This window comes from Nodosilinea sp. LEGE 07298, assembly GCF_015207265.1.
In the GTDB taxonomy this organism is placed as follows: Bacteria; Cyanobacteriota; Cyanobacteriia; order Phormidesmidales; family Phormidesmidaceae; genus Nodosilinea.
In genome coordinates this window covers 12399-31087 of sequence record NZ_JADEXE010000045.1, presented here as the reverse complement: position 1 = coordinate 31087, position 18689 = coordinate 12399, and the positions used below count along the sequence as shown (strand labels likewise).

Here is an 18689-nt window from a genome sequence, read left to right as displayed (position 1 = left end):
GCTGGATACTTTCCCACTGCTTTTGCAGAGCTTCTAAGTCTTCAATGATGGCATATTCGCTAATGCCCTCGGCCTCGGTACGCACCAACAGCCCCATACCTGCGGGCTTTACTAAAATGGCCAGCGCTCGCAGACGGTTGCGCTCGCTCTCGCTGCGAATGCGCCTTGACAAGTTAACCCCGCGCCCAGAGGGCATTAGCACCAGGTAGCGCCCCGGTAAGCTGATGTTGCCGGTCAGACGAGGCCCCTTATTGCCGGTGGGTTCTTTCATGATCTGCACCAGCACTTTTTGCTGGGGCACCACTAGCTCGGTGATAGAACCGGCACTGCGCTTGAGCTTCAGGGGGCCAAGGTCGGTAACGTGCATAAAGCCGTTGCGCTCGCTATCGCCAATATTGACGAAGGCGGCATCAATGCCGGGCAGCACATTTTCTACCGTGCCTAAATAAATGTCGCTAACCTGATGGCTACCCGTAGCCACAATCAGCTCTTGGATCTGATCTTCAGAAAAAACCGCAGCGATTCGGTTTTGCTCAGCAATAACAATCTGCTTCGGCATTCAAATTCCTCATACAACGCTCACCGGGGCGAATAAAGTCTGCTTTTCCTGCCCTGAGTGGGTGATTTGGCCATTCACCAGCCACGTCAACACCGCCACCGGGTCGTCGGAAAACTCGTTTGCAAAGGCTTTGCAATAAAGACCACCGCGATACCGCGATGAACTTCTGCTTCCTAAGGGCATGCACAGATCACCTAACTCGCTGGGCGACTCTGGGAATTCTTGTTCGTACTGGATCTCGTTTGCGCTAGATCTGCTTGGGTAAACCGCACAAGCTGAACAAAAATTCTGACAGAAGCCTTGAGCGCTAAGGATGTGTAGCTGCTTAAGACACTTGCTATGCACCTTTGCTCAGGTACATCAGCTCCTGCTGTGTGCATTATAGCGTTAAGCAGAAGCAACAACATGATATTGCGTACCTTTTTACCACAAGTATGCAATATCCGCACCCGCAATGTTGATTTACATTGCCTGAGCATCTCTCTAGCTAGCAAAAAGGAGAGGAGATCGCGATCGCAATCTCCTCTCCCTAGATCCAACTACAACGCTAGCTTAGGATGCCGAAGCCGCCGTGGCCCGAGTGCGGGTGCGTCGTTCGGTTGTCGCTACCTGAGGTTCAGGTTCAGCTTTGGGTTTCGGCTCAGTCTTAGGCTTGGGTTCAGTCTTAGGCTTTACTTGAGCCTTTGGCTTTGGCTCAGCCTGGGGCTGCGATTGCACTGAGCCCTCTACACCAGCTCCCTGAATCAGCAAAATCAGCATGGGGTCGCGCTTGTCTAGCTCCCGCCGCACCAGGCGGCGCAGATCTTGGTCAAGGGCTGCTTTGAGGGCATCTAGATCAAGGGCCGCCTTGCCGTTGCCGTTGGACACCACCAGCTCAGCGCCACGGTTAGACAGCACCTGGGCAATGATTTGCTTCACCTGGCCCTGGAATCGTTCCTGGGAGATCGACTGGGCTACCCCACGAATTTGTACGGAAGGGTCAGCCACCAGCTTGCCGTTATTGCCAACGGTAGCGGCAATGGTAACCACGCCATCTTCAGCCAGCTGCTGCCGCTCTTTGAGCACGTCGCGGCCCACTACGCCAACGCGGGAAGCATCGACTAGCTCAATGCCCGAGGGTACCTTACCCGCTTTGCGAATGCCTGCTGGGTTGACTTCAACGATGTCGCCATTGTCAATAATCACCATGTTGTCAGCGGGTACGCCCATGCTTTGAGCGGTTTCGGAGTGCTTCACCAGCATGCGGTGCTCACCGTGTACGGGCAGGAAGTACTTGGGCCGGGTCAGCGCCAGCATTAGCTTTTGGTCTTCTTGGGCACCGTGGCCGGAAACGTGGATGCCCTTGTCTTTGCCGTAAACCACCTTGGCCCCGCGCATCATCAGCTTGTCGATGGTATTGACTACAGCGATGGTGTTGCCGGGGATAGGGTTAGCAGAGAACACCACTGTGTCGCCCTGCTTGACTTTGATCTGTCGGTGTGAGTCTTCAGCAATGCGGGTAAGCGCCGCCAGCGGTTCACCCTGGGAACCAGTAGTGAGGATTAACACATTCTCATCGGCGGTATGGCCTAGGGATTTGAGCGGCAAAAACAGGCTCTCAGGACACTTGATGTAGCCTAGGTCGCGAGCGTGGGCAATCACGTTGAGCATAGAGCGCCCCACCACAAATACCTTGCGGTTGTGCTTCTGGGCCAGTTCCAAAATCATGTTGACCCGGTGCACCGAGGACGAAAAGGTGGTGACAATTAGCCGCCCGTTAGCTTTGCCAAACTCGCGATCGAGGTTAGGGAATACCGATCGCTCTGAGGGTGTATGGCCAGGCACCTCCGAATTAGTGGAGTCGCTGACTAAACACAGCACCCCTTTCTCGCCCGCCTCCGCCAGCTTTTGAATGTCGAAGGTTTCACCGTCAACCGGGGTGTGGTCAAACTTGAAGTCGCCCGTGTGGATGACAATGCCGACGGGGGTGTGAATAATTACCGAGCAGCTGTCAGCAATGGAGTGAGTATTGCGAATGTACTCAACCAGGAAAGAGTTGCCCACCCGCACGGTTTCACGGGGGCGCACCTGCCGCAGCTCGGTGCGATCGCTCATGCCCGCTTCTTCAAGCTTGCCCTCTAGCAGCGCCATTGCCAGGCGAGGGCCATAGATAACTGGAATGTCGAACTGTTTGAGGTGAAAGGCAATGCCACCGATGTGGTCTTCGTGACCGTGGGTAACAATCATACCCTTGATTTTGTGGCGATTTTCCCGCAGGTAGGTAACGTCGGGCAGCACAATATTAACCCCATGCATTCCGTCGGTGGGGAAAGCTAGCCCTGCGTCGAGCAGCATAATTTCGTCGTTGATCTCAAAGACGCAAGTGTTCTTACCGATCTCGTGCAGTCCCCCCAAGGGAATAATTTTCAGGGCGTTATTGGCAGAATTTGAAGTCATAAACAATCTCGTCAGTAAACAATCGTTGTGAAAATTTGAAAGAAGTAATGAATGCTAGCTCAGACTAAACCGAGCACAGCAGTCGGAAAGTGCACAACACCTCACTTGGTGCAGCAGTTCTCTCGCCGACGGGCATGGTTAAGCGTCAAGCGTTGTTGGTAGTAGAAGCGGTAGGAACCGTTGAAGCCCAGGTCGATGTCGCAACATCGGCAGATAGAGCAGCGAGGGCCATAGACAGTACAGATAAATCCATAGATAAATTCACACAGATAGAGAGGATAAACGGGTTATTCAGTTGTCAGAAAGCTAGAGGAAATCGATAGCTTGCCTTTGATCGCCTGCTTCAAGGGTGTTTTAGCTAAAACTGGGAGAGTACCGTTCTCACTGGGGCTACGCGTTCGCCCCCCTTAACTAAAGGCTCGGGGCTAAAACACCCTGGGCAGAGAGCTGCTGGAGCACCTCTGCGATCGCAATACTTACAGACTCATCGGGCATACACAAGGGCGATCGCACCGCGCCCACCGGCCAGCCCTGCTGAGCCAACGCTACCTTAAGCGGTACCGGATTAGTGGTCAAAAATAGTACCTTAAACAAAGGCAAGAGCTGCAAATGAATTTCAGTGGCCAACCGGGTCTTTCCGGCTTCGTAGGCCTGCACCATGCTTTGAATTTGAGGACCAACTAGGTGACTGGCCACACTCACTACTCCACAACCGCCCACAGCCAGCACCGGCAGAGTTAGCGAGTCATCCCCCGAATAGATGCCAAACTCAGCAGGGGTATGGTAACGAACCTGACTGGCATAATCTAAACTTCCACTGGCCTCCTTAATTGCCACTATATTCGATATTTCGGCTAAGCGGGCAGTGGTCTCAACCGCTAGGGCACAGCCGGTACGCCCTGGAATGTTGTACAGCATCAGGGGCAAATCAGGTACCGCTGCGGCAATCTGACTAAAATGCTGGTAAAGCCCTTCCTGAGAGGGCTTGTTGTAGTAGGGCACCACCTGTAGAGAGCCATCTAGCCCGAGGTCGCAGGCGTGGCGGGTCGCCTCAATAGCTTCTGAAGTAGAGTTAGACCCGGTTCCTGCAATGACCTTAGCACGACCCGCTACGGCCTCTTTAACAACCTTATAAAGCTGGTACTCCTCTTGCCAGCTCAGGGTAGGCGACTCGCCGGTAGTACCACACACCACCAAGCCATCGCTGCCGTTACTTGCCAAATGGTCGGCCAGACGCTCAGCCACGACATAATCGACGGAGCCATCTTCAGAGAATGGCGTCACCATTGCCGTTAGCACTTTGCCGAAATACGTCACCCGAATGCCTTACACCCTACGAAGTCTAAACTAGATTCAATACTAATGTCCCTGAAATTATACCAAGTTCGTCCAGCACGGGCTGATCCTGGCATAAATTATTGACTTGCCCCCACAGCCTGAGGCACCAGCAACAGTTCTGCAATCTGAACGGCGTTCAGGGCTGCCCCTTTGCGAATTTGGTCGCCGCTGAGCCATAGCTCTAGGGCATTGGGGTTCGAGATATCCTGGCGAATACGACCCACCAACACATCATCTTGACCGCTAGCCTCTATGGGCATGGGGAAATAGTTTCGTCCCCAGTCTTCAACCACCTTGACCCCTGGAGCTCTGGCCAGTAACGCCTTTGCATCTGAGGGCGAGAAGGGTGCGTCAAATTCAATATTAACCGCTTCGGAGTGAGCCCGCAGTACGGGAACCCTCACACAGGTAGCCGAAATTCTCAGGTTGACCGCATCAAATATCTTGCGGGTCTCATTCACCATCTTCATTTCTTCCTGGCAGTAGCCCTGCTCGTTGAGCGGCGAGTTATGGGGAAACAGGTTAAACGCCAAGGGATAGGGAAACGCCTCTGTCACTGGCTCTTCTCCAGCCAGAATGGCACGGGCCTGCTGTTTGACCTCTTCCATCGCTCGGGCACCAGCCCCGCTAGCCGATTGGTAGGTAGCCACGACAAGGCGCTGCACGGGCTGCACCTGGTGCAGTGGCCACACCGCCAGGGCCATCAGAATGGTGGTGCAGTTGGGGTTGGCGATAATGCCCTGGTGGGTCTGAGCGGCTTTGGGGTTGACCTCGGGGACAACCAGGGGAACAGTAGGATCCATCCTGTAGGCGCTGGAGTTGTCGATACAGACAGCCCCGGCCGCCACCGCTTTGGGTAGCCACTCCTGAGACACTGAGCCACCTGCCGACGCTAGGACTAGGTCAATGCCATCAAAGGAACTTTCGCTCAGCGCCTGAACGGGAATTTGCTCTCCTTTAAAAGTCAACGTTGTGCCCGCCGATCGGGGCGAGGCCAGTAAAGTCAGGTCTTTGAGGGGGAACGATCGCTGCTCTAGCAGTGCTAAAAGCTCTGCCCCGACGGCCCCCGTGGCCCCTAAAACCGCAACTCTAAGCCCGTTCGACACAGCATTACCTCATCTATCTCAAAAATGCATTGGCATCAGCTGATACTAACACTTTGATTTTGCCCCCAAAAGCCCCGCTGCCTGTCGTGGTTGTGGCAGGTGCGCTGCGAAATATTACGAAATACAAATGTATAAAAACATTACAAACATAAGGGAAAGCCAAAATGGCAGGCGACCATCCTGCCTAAGCCAGCGCCCCAGCCAATACCCCTGGAGCCAAGGGTTATTCACTCCAAAATATGGACTAAAACCAAGGAATGCTCACCAGGCTATAGCGATTAGAGTATGCTTATTAATTGCGTCAAAAGTTCTCCAGGCCACTTTGGAGCGTGCGCAGTCGCCGTCTAGTTAGCAAAAGGCCCCATGAAAGTTACTCAGGAAGTACTGCCCGATAGCCAGGTAGGACTAGAAATTGAAGTTCCCGCCGATCTGTCTCAAAAAACCTATGACAAGGTGTTGAGTAAGATGATGCGGACGGTAAATGTACCGGGCTTTCGCAAGGGCAAGGTGCCTAAGCAGGTCTTTTTGCAGCGGGTTGGGGTGCCTCAGTTTAAGGCGGCAGTGCTGGAAGAGCTGGTGCAAAATGCGGTAGATAAAGCGATCGCCCAGGAAGAAATCGACGCGATCGGCAACTACCAGCTAAAAACCTCCTTTGAAGAACTAGTTGTCGCCTACGAACCGGGCCAGCCCGTCACCATTCAGGCCTCGGTTGATGTGCCGCCTCGCGTCACCCTGAAGCAGTACACGGGGCTGTCAGTGCAGGCTGAAGAGATTTTGCCCGACCCTGAGCGAGTCGATGCCACCTTGGGTCAGTATCAAAACAATTTGGCCACCCTGGTACCGATTGAAGATCGGCCCGCTCAGCAGGGCGATGTCGCCGTTATCGACTTTGTGGGCAAGGTCAAAAATGAGAGTGGCGAGTTTGAAGAGTTTCAGGGCGGTTCAGGTACCGACTTCCAAGTGGAGCTAGAGGAAGGGCGCTTCATCCCCGGCTTTGTGGAAGGCATTATCGGTATGGCCATAGACGACCATAAGGATGTCGAGATCCCCTTCCCTGAAGACTATTCTCAAACCGAGCTAGCGGGCCAGCCAGCGGTATTTTCCATCACGCTGAAGGAAATTAAAGAAAAAGAGCTGCCCGAGCTGGATGATGACTTCGCCCAAGAAATTAGCGAATTTGAAACTATCGAAGAGCTGCGGTCGTCGCTAACCGAGCGCTACCAGGAAGAGGCCGAAGAGAAGACTAAAGCCAACAAAGACGCTGCCCTGATTGAAGCCCTAGTCGAGCACCTAGAGGCTGAAATCCCCAATACCCTGGTACAAAAAGAGGTGGACTTTTTGCTCACCCAAACCATCATGCAGCTCAGCCGCCAGGGCATTGATGTAAACAAAATGCTGACCCGTGAGTTGGTCGATGGCATGCGCCAGCGTACTCGCCCCGAGGCGATCGATCGCCTAAACCGCACCCTGGCCCTGGGCGAAGTAGCCAAGCAGGAGGGCATTAAAATTGAAGAAGAGGCCCTACAGGAAAAAATTAAAGAGGCCATGGCCGAGGTAGAAGACCCCAGCCAGATCGACCCCGATCGCCTCGTGCAGGTACTCACCGAAGAGCTGCTGCAGGAAAAAATTCTGGCTTGGCTAGAAGAAAACAATACCGTTGAGCTGGTACCCGAAGGTAGCCTGCAACCCGAAGCCGCGGAGGAAGCCGTGAGCGAACAGGCCGAAGCAGATGAAGTCGAAGAGCCCGCTGGCACCGCAACCGTAGATATTGAGGCCACCGAAGCTGTCGAAAAAGTTGAGTAACCTGCCCAAGCAGCGCCTGAGAGCAAGACATCTGATCAAGGTAGCTAGGGTTAAATCGCTAGGAGTGCCTTGGGCAGGCTGATTGTGGAGCCGACTCTGGCAACCTCACCCGTGAACCCAAAAAATTGGGGCATAATGTCGATTAGGCCAGTCAGTTGCTCGTTAAGCGAGTCGCCCCTGGTTGGCCTACCCCAAGGTCAAAACTTGGTGCTGCTGTAAAGCAATATCCTTAAACCCTTGAAATCTCGCCCAAACCCACTATGATTGCATCGAACCCTTTGAGTAGCCCGATCTTGAGCTTGAGCCAGTCTGCCCTGAACGCCAACCAGGTTCGCAGCATGCTGCCCGTTGTTGTAGAGCAATCGGGACGGGGCGAGCGTGCATTTGATATTTACTCTCGCTTGCTGCGGGAGCGGATTGTATTTTTGGGCACCCCCGTTACTGACGAAGTCGCTGACTCGATCGTGGCGCAGCTGCTTTATTTAGATGCCGAAGAACCCGAGAAAGATGTGCAGCTTTACATCAACTCTCCTGGCGGTTCGGTGACGGCGGGCATGGCCATTTACGACACCATGCAGCAAATTCGCCCTGACGTGGTGACGATTTGCTTTGGTCTAGCGGCTAGCATGGGGGCGTTTCTGCTGTGTGCAGGAGCTAAAGGCAAGCGCCTATCGCTGCCCAGCTCTCGCATTATGATTCACCAGCCCTTAGGCGGTGCCCAGGGCCAGGCGGTGGATATTGAGATTCAGGCGCGGGAAATTCTCTACCATAAGACTCGCCTTAACGAGCTGATTGCCCATCACACGGGGCAGCCTATCGATCGCATTGAGACCGACACCGAGCGCGACTTCTATATGTCTGCCGCTGAGGCCAAAGACTACGGGATCATCGACGATGTTGTAGAGAGACAAACGCTCTCGGCCACTGTCGCTATGACTGCACTCAACTAGGGTCATTTTTATGTCTAAGTACGACTCCCATCTAAAGTGCTCGTTTTGCGGTAAGTCTCAGGAGCAGGTGCGCAAGCTGATTGCGGGGCCGGGGGTCTACATCTGTGACGAGTGCGTTGATCTGTGCAACGAAATCCTAGACGAAGAGCTGTTTGACTCGGGCACCGCGATCGCCCAGCCGGTGCCCCGCCGCGATACCGCCGCCGCCGATCGCCCCAGAACAGCCCCGGCTATTTCCCTTAGCCAGATTCCTAAACCCCGCGAAATCAAGAACTATCTCGATGAGCACGTCATTGGCCAAAATGAGGCCAAAAAAGTGCTTTCTGTGGCGGTGTATAACCACTACAAGCGGCTTAGCTACCTACAGGGGACCGAGGGCGAAGCCCCCGAAGACATCATTGAGCTGCAAAAGTCGAACATTCTGCTGATTGGCCCCACGGGCTGCGGCAAAACGCTGCTGGCCCAAACCCTGGCCCGCATTCTCGAAGTGCCCTTTGCGGTAGCCGATGCCACCACCCTCACCGAAGCGGGTTACGTGGGCGAGGATGTCGAAAACATTCTGCTGCGGCTGCTGCAGGTGGCCGACCTAGATGTGGAAGAGGCCCAGCGAGGCATCATTTACATTGACGAAATCGACAAGATTGCTCGCAAGAGCGAAAACCCCTCCATTACCCGCGATGTATCGGGTGAGGGCGTGCAGCAAGCGCTGCTAAAAATGCTGGAGGGCACCGTAGCCAATGTGCCGCCCCAGGGTGGCCGTAAACATCCCTACCAAGACTGCATCCAGATTGACACCAGCAATATTTTGTTTATCTGCGGCGGGGCTTTTGTAGGCTTAGAGAAAATTGTTGAGCAGCGGATCGGCAAAAAATCGATTGGCTTTGTGCAGCCGGGTGAAGGCCAGTTTTCACGCGAAAAGCGTACTGCCGATGTGCTGCGCCACCTGGAACCCGACGACCTGGTTAAGTTTGGCCTGATTCCTGAGTTTATTGGTCGAATTCCTGCAACATCGGTAGTGGATCCGCTCGACGAAGAGTCGCTGATGGCAATTCTCACCGAGCCGAAAAATGCGCTGGTGAAGCAGTTCCAAAAGCTGATGCGGATGGATAACGTGCAGCTAGAGTTTAAGTCGGATGCGCTGCGGGCGATCGCCCGCGAGGCTTACCGCCGCAAGACCGGCGCTCGCGCCCTGCGCGGCATTATTGAAGAGCTGATGCTCGACATTATGTACGAGTTACCCTCTCGCAAAGACCTGAAGCGCTGTACGATTACCCGCGAAATGGTGGAACAGCGCTCTACGGCCGATCTGCTGCTGCATCCGTCGTCGATGCCTAAGCCTGAGTCTGCTTAGCCATGGCCTACGTTGAGATTAATCAGGTCAGCCACTACTACGAGTGGGTTGGTACCGATACTCCCCGCGATCCGGCGTCCCCTAAACCCGTGATGGTGTTCATCCATGGATGGGCAGGGTCAGCCCGCTATTGGCAAAGTACGGCGGCGGCGATGAGCGATCGCTACGACTGCCTGCTCTACGACATGCGCGGGTTTGGGCGTTCTACCATTGCCCCCGACCAGCAAGAGGCTATGGAGTTGCGGGGCTACGAGCTAGACACTTACGCCGACGATTTGGCCGAGCTTTTGAAGGCGCTAAATCTGCCCAAGGTTTCTATCAATGCCCACTCTATGGGGGCATCGGTGGCGGTGTACTTCTTGAACCAGTATCCGCACCTAGTGGATCGCGCCATTCTTACCTGCAACGGCATTTTTGAATACGACAAAGCGGCCTTTGAGGCGTTTTACAAATTTGGCGGCTACGTGGTGGCCTTTCGGCCCCAGTGGCTGGCAAAAATACCGCTGGCACCCCGCTTTTTTATGGCCCGATTCCTTAGTCGACCGATTCCTAAGGCTGAGAAAGTTGCTTTTTTAGAAGACTTTTTGGCGGCTGATTATGCCACCGCCCTGGGCACCATTTTTACCTCGGTGAGCAAAAAAGCTACGGAGGTGATGCCAGCAGAGTTTGCCAAAATTAGCGTGCCAACGCTGCTGGTAGCAGGCGAATTCGACAAAATTACCCCTGCAGATTTGGGGCGCACCGCAGCTGACTTGAATCCTAAGATTGACTATGCTCTGGTGAAGAATACAGGGCATTTTCCGATGCTGGAGGATCCTGAGACCTACCTGAGATACGTCAACGAGTTTCTTGCTTAGACGCCTGATTTTGCCTGGGTCAATGCCCTTCTAGCCATGACTTTAGCTAGTTCAACGACCAGATTGTATAAACGTCTTGGTGTCTCTCCCACTCAGCTAGTGGAATTTTGTGAGCACTGGGGTATTGCTGAACTTTCCCTCTTTGGCTCTGTACTACGCGACGATTTTCGAGATGATAGTGATGTGGATTTATTAATTACCTTTGTGCCTAATGCACGTAAAGGACTCCTCACTATTGCCAAAATGCAGAACGAGTTGGAGACTTTGCTCAAGCGCAAGGTTGATTTGGTCAGCAAAAAATCTGTTGAGCACAGTCGCAACTACATCCGTCGTCAAGCAATCTTGGCATCTGCTTTGGTTATCTATGGTGCGTGACCAGCAGTGGATTACTGATATGCTGCTGGCAGCACAAGAAATTTTAAGTTTTGCCGAAGGATTTGATCGAGCTGCCTTAGAGCGCGATCGCCGTACTTGTTCTGCGGTTCTATACGAGATAATCGTTATTGGCGAAGCAGCCAACCGACTATCAGATGCGTTTAAATTGCGCTATTCCCATATTCCCTGGCAAAGCATTGTAGGGATGCGTAACATTCTTGCCCACCAGTATGACCAGGTTGATGTAGACATTGTTTGGGATGCGGTCAGCATCGACGTTCCAGAGCTGATTGCCATTCTAGAACCGTTGTTAGCCGAAGAAAGTTCATGAATGAGCCTGTGCGCCTACCAGCCTTTTAGCCCTATGAAGTCTCTGCCCATCGATCAACTTTTGGCGCTCGATCGCCGCCACGTGTGGCACCCCTATGCGGCGGTGCCAAATACTGGGCCTCTTTTCCCAGTAAAGTCGGCTCAGGGGGCGTACCTGACGCTAGAGACGGGGGAGCGATTGGTCGATGGTATGTCGTCGTGGTGGACCTGCATTCACGGGTATAACCACCCTCGGCTGAACCGGGCGGCACAAGAACAGATGGGCCGTATGAGCCACGTTATGTTTGGCGGGCTAACTCACCAGCCTGCGGTGCAGCTGGCCCACAAGCTGGTGCAGATGACGCCGGAACCCTTGCAGCAGGTGTTTTTCTGCGATTCAGGGTCGGTGGCGGTAGAAGTGGCGATGAAGCTGGCGATCCAGTACTGGCATAATCGGAGCGAGCCGCAAAAGCAGCACTTTTTGACACTGCGAAACGGCTATCACGGCGATACCTTCGCGGCGATGTCGGTGTGCGACCCGGTCAACGGCATGCACCACCTGTTTCGCCGCAGTTTGGTGGAGCAGTACTTTGTTGATGCGCCTCAGATTCCCTTTGAGGGGGTGTGGGAGGAGGACGATATCGCCAGTTTTGAGGCCATTCTGGAGCGCCACCACGGGGAGATTGCCGCCGCCATTTTTGAGCCATTGGTGCAGGGAGCGGGAGGTATGCGGGTTTATAGCCCAGAGTATGTGCGCCGGGCGCGGGAACTGTGCGATCGCTACAACGTTCTCCTAATCTTGGATGAAATTGCCACGGGCTTTGGCCGTACCGGCAAGCTGTTTGCCTGCGAGTACGCAGGCATCAGCCCCGACATTATGTGTGTGGGTAAGGCCTTGACCGGGGGCTTTATGTCGCTGGCCGCCACCCTGACTACCAGCCACATTAGCGAAACTTTTGCCCAGGGAGAAGCCGGAGTGTTTATGCACGGTCCCACGTTCATGGGCAACCCGCTGGCCTGCGCGGTGGCGCTGGAGAACCTGAATCTGCTGGAAAGCTACGACTGGGCTGCCAAAGTAGCCACTATTGAGGCTCAGCTAAAGCAGGAGCTAGCCCCCTGCCGCGACCTGCCAGCGGTGAGGGATGTGCGAGTGCTGGGGGCGATCGGTGTCGTCGAACTGCATAACCCGGTCAATATGGCGGTGGTGCAGCCCCAGTTGGTGGCCTTGGGCGTGTGGCTGCGCCCCTTTGGCCGCCTGATTTACACCATGCCGCCCTATATTGTTGAGCCACCGCAGCTCAGGCAAATTACTCAGGCGATCGATAGCGTTGTAGCCGGGCTTATCTAGCGGCGATCGCGCCTATCTCACCAAAGCGCCCATTTTGCCACTCTGATAATCGGCTACGGCCTGGTAGATTTCTGCGGTGGTGTTCATAACAAAGGGGCCGTGGCCCACAATCGGTTCGTCGATGGGTTCGCCGCACAGCAGCAGGGCTGTGGTGTCTTGCTGGGTGTGAAGAGTGAGGGTGGTACCAGCGGGGTCAAAAATGCCGATCTCAGCTTCTGCGATCGCTGCATCAACTGTCTCAGGGTCGCCCACCTGTACCGATCCCTTCAGCACTACCAGGAGCGTGGTGTAGCCTTCGGGAACTGTCAGTTTGACCTGCTTGCCCCCGGTCAGCCGCAGATCCCACATATTGATCGGCGTAAAAGTTTGGGCTGGCCCCTGGGCACCGTTAAAGTCTCCAGCGATCACCCGCAGGTGACCCTGGCCATTGGGTAGATCCACGACGGGAATGCGATCGCGGGTAATGCCCTGGTAGCGAGGCGCAGCCATTTTGTCTTTAGCGGGCAGATTCACCCACAGCTGCACCATTTCAAAGGGGCCGCCCTGCTGGGCGAAATTTGGTCCGTGGAATTCTTCGTGGACCAGACCCGCTGCCGCCGTCATCCACTGCACATCACCGGGGCCAATGATGCCGCCGCCGCCAGCCGAGTCGCGGTGCTCGACTTCGCCGTCGTAGACAATGGTGACGGTTTCAAAACCCCGGTGAGGGTGCTCACCCACGCCGCGCCGTGCCGCAGTGGGCGAAAAATTGGCTGGCCCCGCATAGTCGAGCAGCAAAAAGGGACTAATGGTTTGCCCCAAACTGTTGTAAGCCATCAGCGTGCGGACTGGAAAGCCATCACCGACCCAGTGGCGATCGCGGGTGCGCTGAATACTGTGCAGAGCCTTGGCGGTACTGGGCTGGTTGAGAGTCGGCATAGTGAAGCGGTGGTGAATGCTGTAATGCTTTCTACTGTAGCGAATTCCTAACTTGGGTTGAGGATGCTCAAACGGGGATTGAGCTTGGGGGCACACCAAATGGTCGCGCAAACGCTGCCTCTACCCGACCACCTAACTCCGCTGATATCCGCACAAGGGCAGGTACTGCTGCGCGACAGCGAGGCGCTAGCCGACTACGTACCGCTTACAAGCCAGTTGTGACGCAGATCAACTAAACCTTTTGCGGGGTGACGAGCATGGCGATGGTGCTAAATGCACTAGGCGTTCCGGCCCCGCTATCTTCACAGCGGGAGCCGAATTATTGGTTAGCGAGGGTTCAGGGGTCAAGGGGCGCTCAAAAATATCACTGAGCCAAGCCCTTACGGGGCCTGAGACCATCAAACGGCTGAGGCATTGCCCATCCATGTCGATGCGATCGCTGCTGTAGTCTTAAAGTCAGACACTGGCCAGTCGAATTTGGTACCTGTGAAGACAATCACTGTTCAACTCAAGGAGTGGATATTGTGGCCCACCAGCAGGTTTACCCCAGAGGCTGTACCTTTACCGAATCAGACTGGGACGCACTGCATCCCTTTTGGTATCCCGTTGCCTTCGGTCGCGATGTTACCGATCGCCCCATCTCCGCTACCCTACTTGACCAACGGCTGGTAATTTGGCGCACCAGTGCTGGGGTTTCGGTCGCCAACGACATTTGCCTGCACCGGGGTATTCCCCTCAGCATGGGCTGGGTATCGGGCGACCATCTGGTGTGCAAGTACCACGGCTTTAACTACGCTGCCGACGGCCAGTGCGTCAAGGTGCCCGCTAACCCCGAAGCCAGCATTCCTAAAAAGCTGTGCCTCAAAACCTATCCGGTCAAAGAAGCCTACGGTCTGATCTGGACGAGCCTTAGCAGTGGCGAACAGTACCCTCTACCCGAGCTACCGACCTGGGATGACCCTGACTACCAGCAAATTTTGCCCGATGCCGTGAATCTAGAAGCAGCGGCAGGGCGACAGATAGAAGGGTTTTTAGATGTCGCCCACTTTGCCTTTGTGCACACCGAAACCTTTGGCGATATCAATAATCCGGTGGTGCCTCGCTACGAGGTGACCCCTACCGAGCACGGTCTGCGGGCGGAGTATCTTAGCACCGTGAGCAATTTCCCTAAAGCGCTACAAGACCGCGCCCCAGCCGATTTCAAATGGCTGCGAGTGTTTGAGGTGTTTTTGCCCTTTACAGCCCGACTAACGGTGCACTTTCCTGGGGAAGGGCGGCTGTGCATTTTGAATGCGGCGAGCCCCGTATCAGCCCGCAAAACCCGAGTATTTGTGCCAATCTGCCGCAACTTCGACCAAGACCTGCCTCTGGAGCCGGTCTACGAGTTTAACTACCAGGTGTTTGAGGAAGATAAAGAAGTGGTAGAGGCTCAATATCCTGAGGATCTCCCCTTAGACATGTCAGCAGAGTCACACATTGGGGCCGACAAGACCTCCATTACCTACCGCCGGGGGCTGCGATCGCTCGGCCTAGGCGCAATCTATACAGCTTGATAGCCAGACTAAGTTAAGCCACAAAAGACGACTCTGCCCAACCCTCGATCGCCGATGGTTCAGCAGAGTCATTTGTATTATCGTTTGTCTTGAAGATGGGCTCCGCCACATCTTTGTCTCCAGTGAGTCTGCAACGACTAAGAGGCTATGGCGATTTCAACCATTTCCTGGAGTTTACCGTTTTGGTATAGCTCGATGAGAATGTCGGAGCCGCCAACGAACTCACCGTTGATATACACCTGTGGAATGGTGGGCCAGCTGGAGTACTCTTTGATGCCCTGACGAATGTCTGGGTCAGCCAGCACGTCAACGGTTTCGAAGGGCACACCCAAAACGTTGAGAATTTGCACCACGTTGTTGGAGAAACCGCACTGGGGCATGAGCTTGTTGCCCTTCATAAACACCATGATGGTGTTGTTTTGAATTAGCTGGTCGAGTCTTTCTTTAGTTGCCGAATCCATAGGGTCGATACCTTTGCAGAATGGGGTGAACGGTTGAAGCAAAGAAAATCCAGGCTTAGGCGCTTTGGGCAGCCCAATCTTCTGGGGTATATGTCTTCAAGGCTAGCGCATGGATGGCTTCGGAGGACATGGCCTCGCCCACGGCCTTGTAAACGAGCTGATGCTGTTGTACCAGGCTGCACCCCTCAAACTGCGACGATACCACCACTACCTGGTAGTGATCGCCACCACCAGTTAAATCTTGCACCTGCACGCTGGCATCGGGAAGCCCAGCTTTAATCATGGTGCTAACCTGATCGGGAGTAATCATGATGCGGTTTCCTTGTGGGATAGGTAGCTGGGGTACTCAAATCCCCTAAACCCATATTGCCAGGAGCAATGCCCACTAGATAACCCCAAGGGCATTGAATCTGACTATGGGTGACCGAGAACAAATGCGCGATCGCCTATTCAGCCGGCGTAGTGGGTTCAGCTGGGGTGGTGGCGGCCCGACCAGCGTAGGGCTCACTGACAAACCCTAATTCATAGAGCTGTTGATAGGCGCGCTGGCCCAGATCGCGAGTGGGCTGCTGGCTGCGCAAGATTTCCATCAGCAGGGGCACGGCTTCGTTGGGCTGGTTTTGGGAGCGGTAGACCAACGCCAGTTGGTACGACGCCTGGTCACGCAGCTGAGCGGTTTCAAGCGCTTTTTCGCGGTTGCTGCGGTTGATCTGGGTATCAACCCCAACAAACATTTGAGCTAGCTCTTGATAGTAGGTTGAAATTTGGTTGAAGCTCTCTCTGGCCTGCTTGAGCTTTTCTTCGGCCAGGTCGTAGTTTTGATTGGCGATCGCAGCGCTGGCCTCAGTCATGAGCTGCTGCCCCGAAGCAATACTCAAGGAGCTGCTGGCTTGGTTGAGCGGACGCACCGGATCAGCCTCGCCGGTTTGGGCCAGGGCTGCTCCAGACACTCCCCCAACTAAGGCTACAGATAATGCCGCAGCGGCCCAACCGCCTAGGGTGTAACGCAAAAAACGAGGAGAAGCGACCATGAATACGAGGGGGTGAGGGACAACTAGACTGAAAAACACTGGGATATCTTATCATCTCGGTATGGTGCAATACTGCCTTGGGGGCCAGTAGGGCAACTGCCCCAGGGTTACTTCCAATGCCATAGCCTTGCCACAGACTATTTTGCTGGCTAAACGTTCCCGCCGCTGGCTCAATCTCCATGACCGCATCTCCTGCCGATCCTCGTATGCCTAGCGACGGCCCCCGCCGTGCTTTTTGGGGAGAAATTTTGCAGCGCGGTGGCGAAGAACTGCTGCTAGAGAAGGTGCCCACTCGCTTTACGACCCGCCTCAGCGCCCCTGCCGCCCTGGAGCCTCTGCGCCAGCGCCTGAACCCCATTGCTCTGCGGGCGGTAGCCGGGGGGCAACTGGTGGAATGGCAAGTGGCTGAAACTGACATCGAAACCGCTCTAACCCTAGCTCGCCGTGACCCAACAGTGCTGTTTGCTAGCCACGTGTATCGTTTGGCCGACAGCCCTCAAACCTGGGTTTACCTGACCGAGCAGCTGACGGTGCAGTTTGCCCCCGAGATAGCAGCCTCAGCTATCGATACGATCCTGGGAGGTCTGGGCCTGGCGATTGAAAAACCCCTGGCGGGCATTCCGAATACCTTTGTGGTGAGAGCCACCTCAGCCGCCACCGAAAACCCGATCAAATTGGCCAACCGCCTGATTGCCCTCAATGGGGTGCTGGCGGCAGAACCCAACCTGGCGATCGAAACCGGCAGCCTCTACCGACCCACCGACGATCGCTACCGCCAGCAGTGGCACCTGTCTCACAGCGGCGGGGCTAATCTGGCGGCAGGGTCGCACATCTTTGCAGAAGCCGCCTGGGACATTACGCGCGGGTCGCGATCGGTGGTGATTGCCGTCAGCGACGACGGTTTTGACTTGAACCACCCTGACCTCCAGGGCGTAGGTAAGCTAGTAGCTCCAATCGATCTGCAAGATAAAGATGCCCTGCCCCTGCCGACCAAACAAAACGAGAACCACGGTACGGCGGTGGCGGGTCTGGCGATTGGGGAAGAAAACGCGATCGGCATTGTGGGGGTAGCCCCCGGCTGCGCTTTTTTGCCGATTCGCACCACGGGCTTTATTGACGATCGCTCGATCGAGCAGCTGTTTGATGAGGCCGTGCGCCGGGGGGCGGCGGTGATTGTCTGTAGCTGGTCGCCCGCGACCAATTATTTCCCGCTGACCCTGCGGCAGACCAACGCGCTCATGCGGGCCGCCACCACCGGACGCAATGGCAAAGGCTGCGTGATTGTCTTCTCGGCGGGCAACGCCAATCGCCCGGTTAGCGGCACGATCAATGAAGTCCAGTGGCCCCCCAACACGCTCAGCGGCCCCACTCGGTGGCTGAGTGGGTTTGCCATTCACCCCGATGTAATAGCGGTATCGGCCTCAACCAGCTTGGGCACCAAGGCCGCCTACAGCAACTGGGGCGAGCACATTGCCGTGGCCGCCCCCAGCAACAATGCGCCCCCCAGCATGGCTCTACCCCAGGTGGGAAGTGTGGCGACAGGGCCGCCGCTGCGCCAGTATTTGCCGGGGTTGGGCATGGTCACCAGCGATCGCACCCAGGCGGCGGGCTACAGCCCCGACGACTATACCAATGTCTTTGGCGGCACCTCTAGCTCTTGCCCGGTGGTGGCGGGGGTGGCGGGGCTCATGCTGTCGGTCAACCCCAACCTGACCGCTCGGCAGGTGCGCGAAATTCTGCAGGCTACCGCCGACAAAATTGTCGATCGCACCCCCGATCCCCAGCTGGGCCTGCAGTACGGCACCTACAATGCCAGCGGCCACTCGCAGTGGTTTGGCTACGGCAAGGTAAATGCGGCAGCAGCCGTGCGTGAGGCTCAGCGACGAGCCTTTGCTGGGCGGCAGCTGGGTCGAGTGGTGCAGCAGCAAAATCAGACGGCGGCGGCAATTCCAGACAACCAACCGGGCGGGGTGGAGAGCAGCGTGGCAATCGCGGCTACCGGCACCGTTACCGATGTGCAGCTAGAGATTAGGGTTGATCACGCCTTTTTGGGCGACCTGAGCCTGACCTTAATCGCGCCCGGTGGCGCTACGGTGCTAGTTCAGGGGCGTACTTTGGGCCGCCAAACGGAGCTGCGCCAGACCTACAGCCTGGCAACAACCCCAGCGCTGATGCGACTGATTGGTCAACCGGCCCAGGGCACCTGGCGATTGCGCGCCATAGATAGTGCCCCCGGTGCTACCGGTACGCTGCTGGGCTGGAGCCTTACCCTGGGAGTTAACTAGGGGAGGCAG

The 18689-nt window shown here is 55.5% G+C and carries 18 protein-coding genes; 10 read left to right on the top strand and 8 right to left on the bottom strand.

The window, feature by feature from the left end; translation table 11 throughout:
* The 4 genes from IQ273_RS08805 to IQ273_RS08790 all read right to left on the bottom strand — a co-directional run.
* The coding region (locus tag IQ273_RS08805; protein WP_194022797.1) for a ribonuclease E/G at window positions 1-559 on the bottom strand (559 nt) is incomplete at its 3' end.
* A gap of 552 nt (window positions 560-1111) precedes the next feature.
* On the bottom strand, window positions 1112-2995 hold the full coding sequence (locus tag IQ273_RS08800; RefSeq protein WP_194022796.1) for a ribonuclease J: 1884 nt from the start codon (window positions 2993-2995) through the stop codon (window positions 1112-1114).
* Between the two features lie 411 nt (window positions 2996-3406).
* Window positions 3407-4282 (bottom strand): 4-hydroxy-tetrahydrodipicolinate synthase, encoded by an 876-nt coding sequence (gene dapA, locus IQ273_RS08795; RefSeq protein ID WP_228052590.1) that lies wholly within the window; start codon window positions 4280-4282, stop codon window positions 3407-3409.
* Window positions 4283-4410: 128 nt separating this feature from the next.
* Complete coding sequence (locus tag IQ273_RS08790) at window positions 4411-5439, bottom strand: aspartate-semialdehyde dehydrogenase (RefSeq protein WP_194022794.1); 1029 nt, start codon at window positions 5437-5439, stop codon at window positions 4411-4413.
* Between the two features lie 363 nt (window positions 5440-5802).
* Between IQ273_RS08790 and tig the strand changes: the two genes are divergently transcribed.
* From tig to bioA, 7 genes are all read left to right on the top strand, one after another.
* On the top strand, window positions 5803-7242 hold the full coding sequence (tig, locus tag IQ273_RS08785) for a trigger factor (RefSeq protein ID WP_194022793.1): 1440 nt from the start codon (window positions 5803-5805) through the stop codon (window positions 7240-7242).
* 260 nt (window positions 7243-7502) lie between these two features.
* Entirely contained in the window at window positions 7503-8192 is a 690-nt protein-coding gene (gene clpP, locus IQ273_RS08780) for an ATP-dependent Clp endopeptidase proteolytic subunit ClpP (RefSeq protein ID WP_194022792.1), read from the top strand.
* A 10-nt stretch (window positions 8193-8202) separates the two neighbouring features.
* Window positions 8203-9543 (top strand): ATP-dependent protease ATP-binding subunit ClpX, encoded by a 1341-nt coding sequence (clpX, locus tag IQ273_RS08775; protein WP_194022791.1) that lies wholly within the window; start codon window positions 8203-8205, stop codon window positions 9541-9543.
* Between the two features lie 2 nt (window positions 9544-9545).
* Complete coding sequence (locus IQ273_RS08770; protein WP_194022790.1) at window positions 9546-10400, top strand: alpha/beta fold hydrolase; 855 nt, start codon at window positions 9546-9548, stop codon at window positions 10398-10400.
* Between the two features lie 36 nt (window positions 10401-10436).
* Window positions 10437-10775 (top strand): nucleotidyltransferase family protein, encoded by a 339-nt coding sequence (locus IQ273_RS08765; RefSeq protein ID WP_194022789.1) that lies wholly within the window; start codon window positions 10437-10439, stop codon window positions 10773-10775.
* Window positions 10765-11106 (top strand): DUF86 domain-containing protein, encoded by a 342-nt coding sequence (locus IQ273_RS08760; RefSeq protein ID WP_194022788.1) that lies wholly within the window; start codon window positions 10765-10767, stop codon window positions 11104-11106. The genes IQ273_RS08765 and IQ273_RS08760 overlap by 11 nt, the downstream gene beginning before the upstream one ends.
* A 33-nt stretch (window positions 11107-11139) precedes the next feature.
* Window positions 11140-12432: an adenosylmethionine--8-amino-7-oxononanoate transaminase gene (gene bioA, locus IQ273_RS08755; protein ID WP_194022787.1), complete on the top strand. Its 1293-nt coding sequence runs from the start codon at window positions 11140-11142 to the stop codon at window positions 12430-12432.
* Between the two features lie 12 nt (window positions 12433-12444).
* Here bioA and IQ273_RS08750 read toward each other — a convergent pair whose 3' ends face one another.
* Window positions 12445-13350 (bottom strand): pirin family protein, encoded by a 906-nt coding sequence (locus tag IQ273_RS08750; RefSeq protein WP_194022786.1) that lies wholly within the window; start codon window positions 13348-13350, stop codon window positions 12445-12447.
* A 99-nt stretch (window positions 13351-13449) separates the two neighbouring features.
* Between IQ273_RS08750 and IQ273_RS34335 the strand changes: the two genes are divergently transcribed.
* Both IQ273_RS34335 and IQ273_RS08745 read left to right on the top strand, forming a co-directional pair.
* Window positions 13450-13572: a hypothetical protein gene (locus tag IQ273_RS34335; protein WP_255534429.1), complete on the top strand. Its 123-nt coding sequence runs from the start codon at window positions 13450-13452 to the stop codon at window positions 13570-13572.
* A gap of 293 nt (window positions 13573-13865) precedes the next feature.
* Window positions 13866-14903, top strand: coding sequence for an aromatic ring-hydroxylating dioxygenase subunit alpha (locus IQ273_RS08745; protein WP_194022785.1), 1038 nt, complete (start codon window positions 13866-13868; stop codon window positions 14901-14903).
* A 137-nt stretch (window positions 14904-15040) separates the two neighbouring features.
* Here the strand turns inward: IQ273_RS08745 and grxD are convergent, their stop codons facing one another.
* The 3 genes from grxD to IQ273_RS08730 all read right to left on the bottom strand — a co-directional run bounded on the left by grxD (window position 15041) and on the right by IQ273_RS08730 (window position 16395).
* The gene (gene grxD / locus IQ273_RS08740) at window positions 15041-15364 is read right to left on the bottom strand and encodes a Grx4 family monothiol glutaredoxin (RefSeq protein ID WP_194022784.1); all 324 of its coding nucleotides are present in this window, start codon (window positions 15362-15364) and stop codon (window positions 15041-15043) included.
* A gap of 55 nt (window positions 15365-15419) precedes the next feature.
* Window positions 15420-15674 (bottom strand): BolA family protein, encoded by a 255-nt coding sequence (locus IQ273_RS08735; RefSeq protein WP_194022783.1) that lies wholly within the window; start codon window positions 15672-15674, stop codon window positions 15420-15422.
* Window positions 15675-15810: 136 nt separating this feature from the next.
* Window positions 15811-16395, bottom strand: coding sequence for a hypothetical protein (locus IQ273_RS08730; RefSeq protein WP_194022782.1), 585 nt, complete (start codon window positions 16393-16395; stop codon window positions 15811-15813).
* 179 nt (window positions 16396-16574) lie between these two features.
* Here IQ273_RS08730 and IQ273_RS08725 point away from each other — a divergent pair, with 179 nt between their 5' ends.
* A complete protein-coding gene (locus tag IQ273_RS08725) occupies window positions 16575-18680 on the top strand; it encodes a S8 family serine peptidase (protein WP_278000542.1) in 2106 nt (701 codons plus the stop codon).
* Window positions 18681-18689 lie beyond the last annotated feature (9 nt).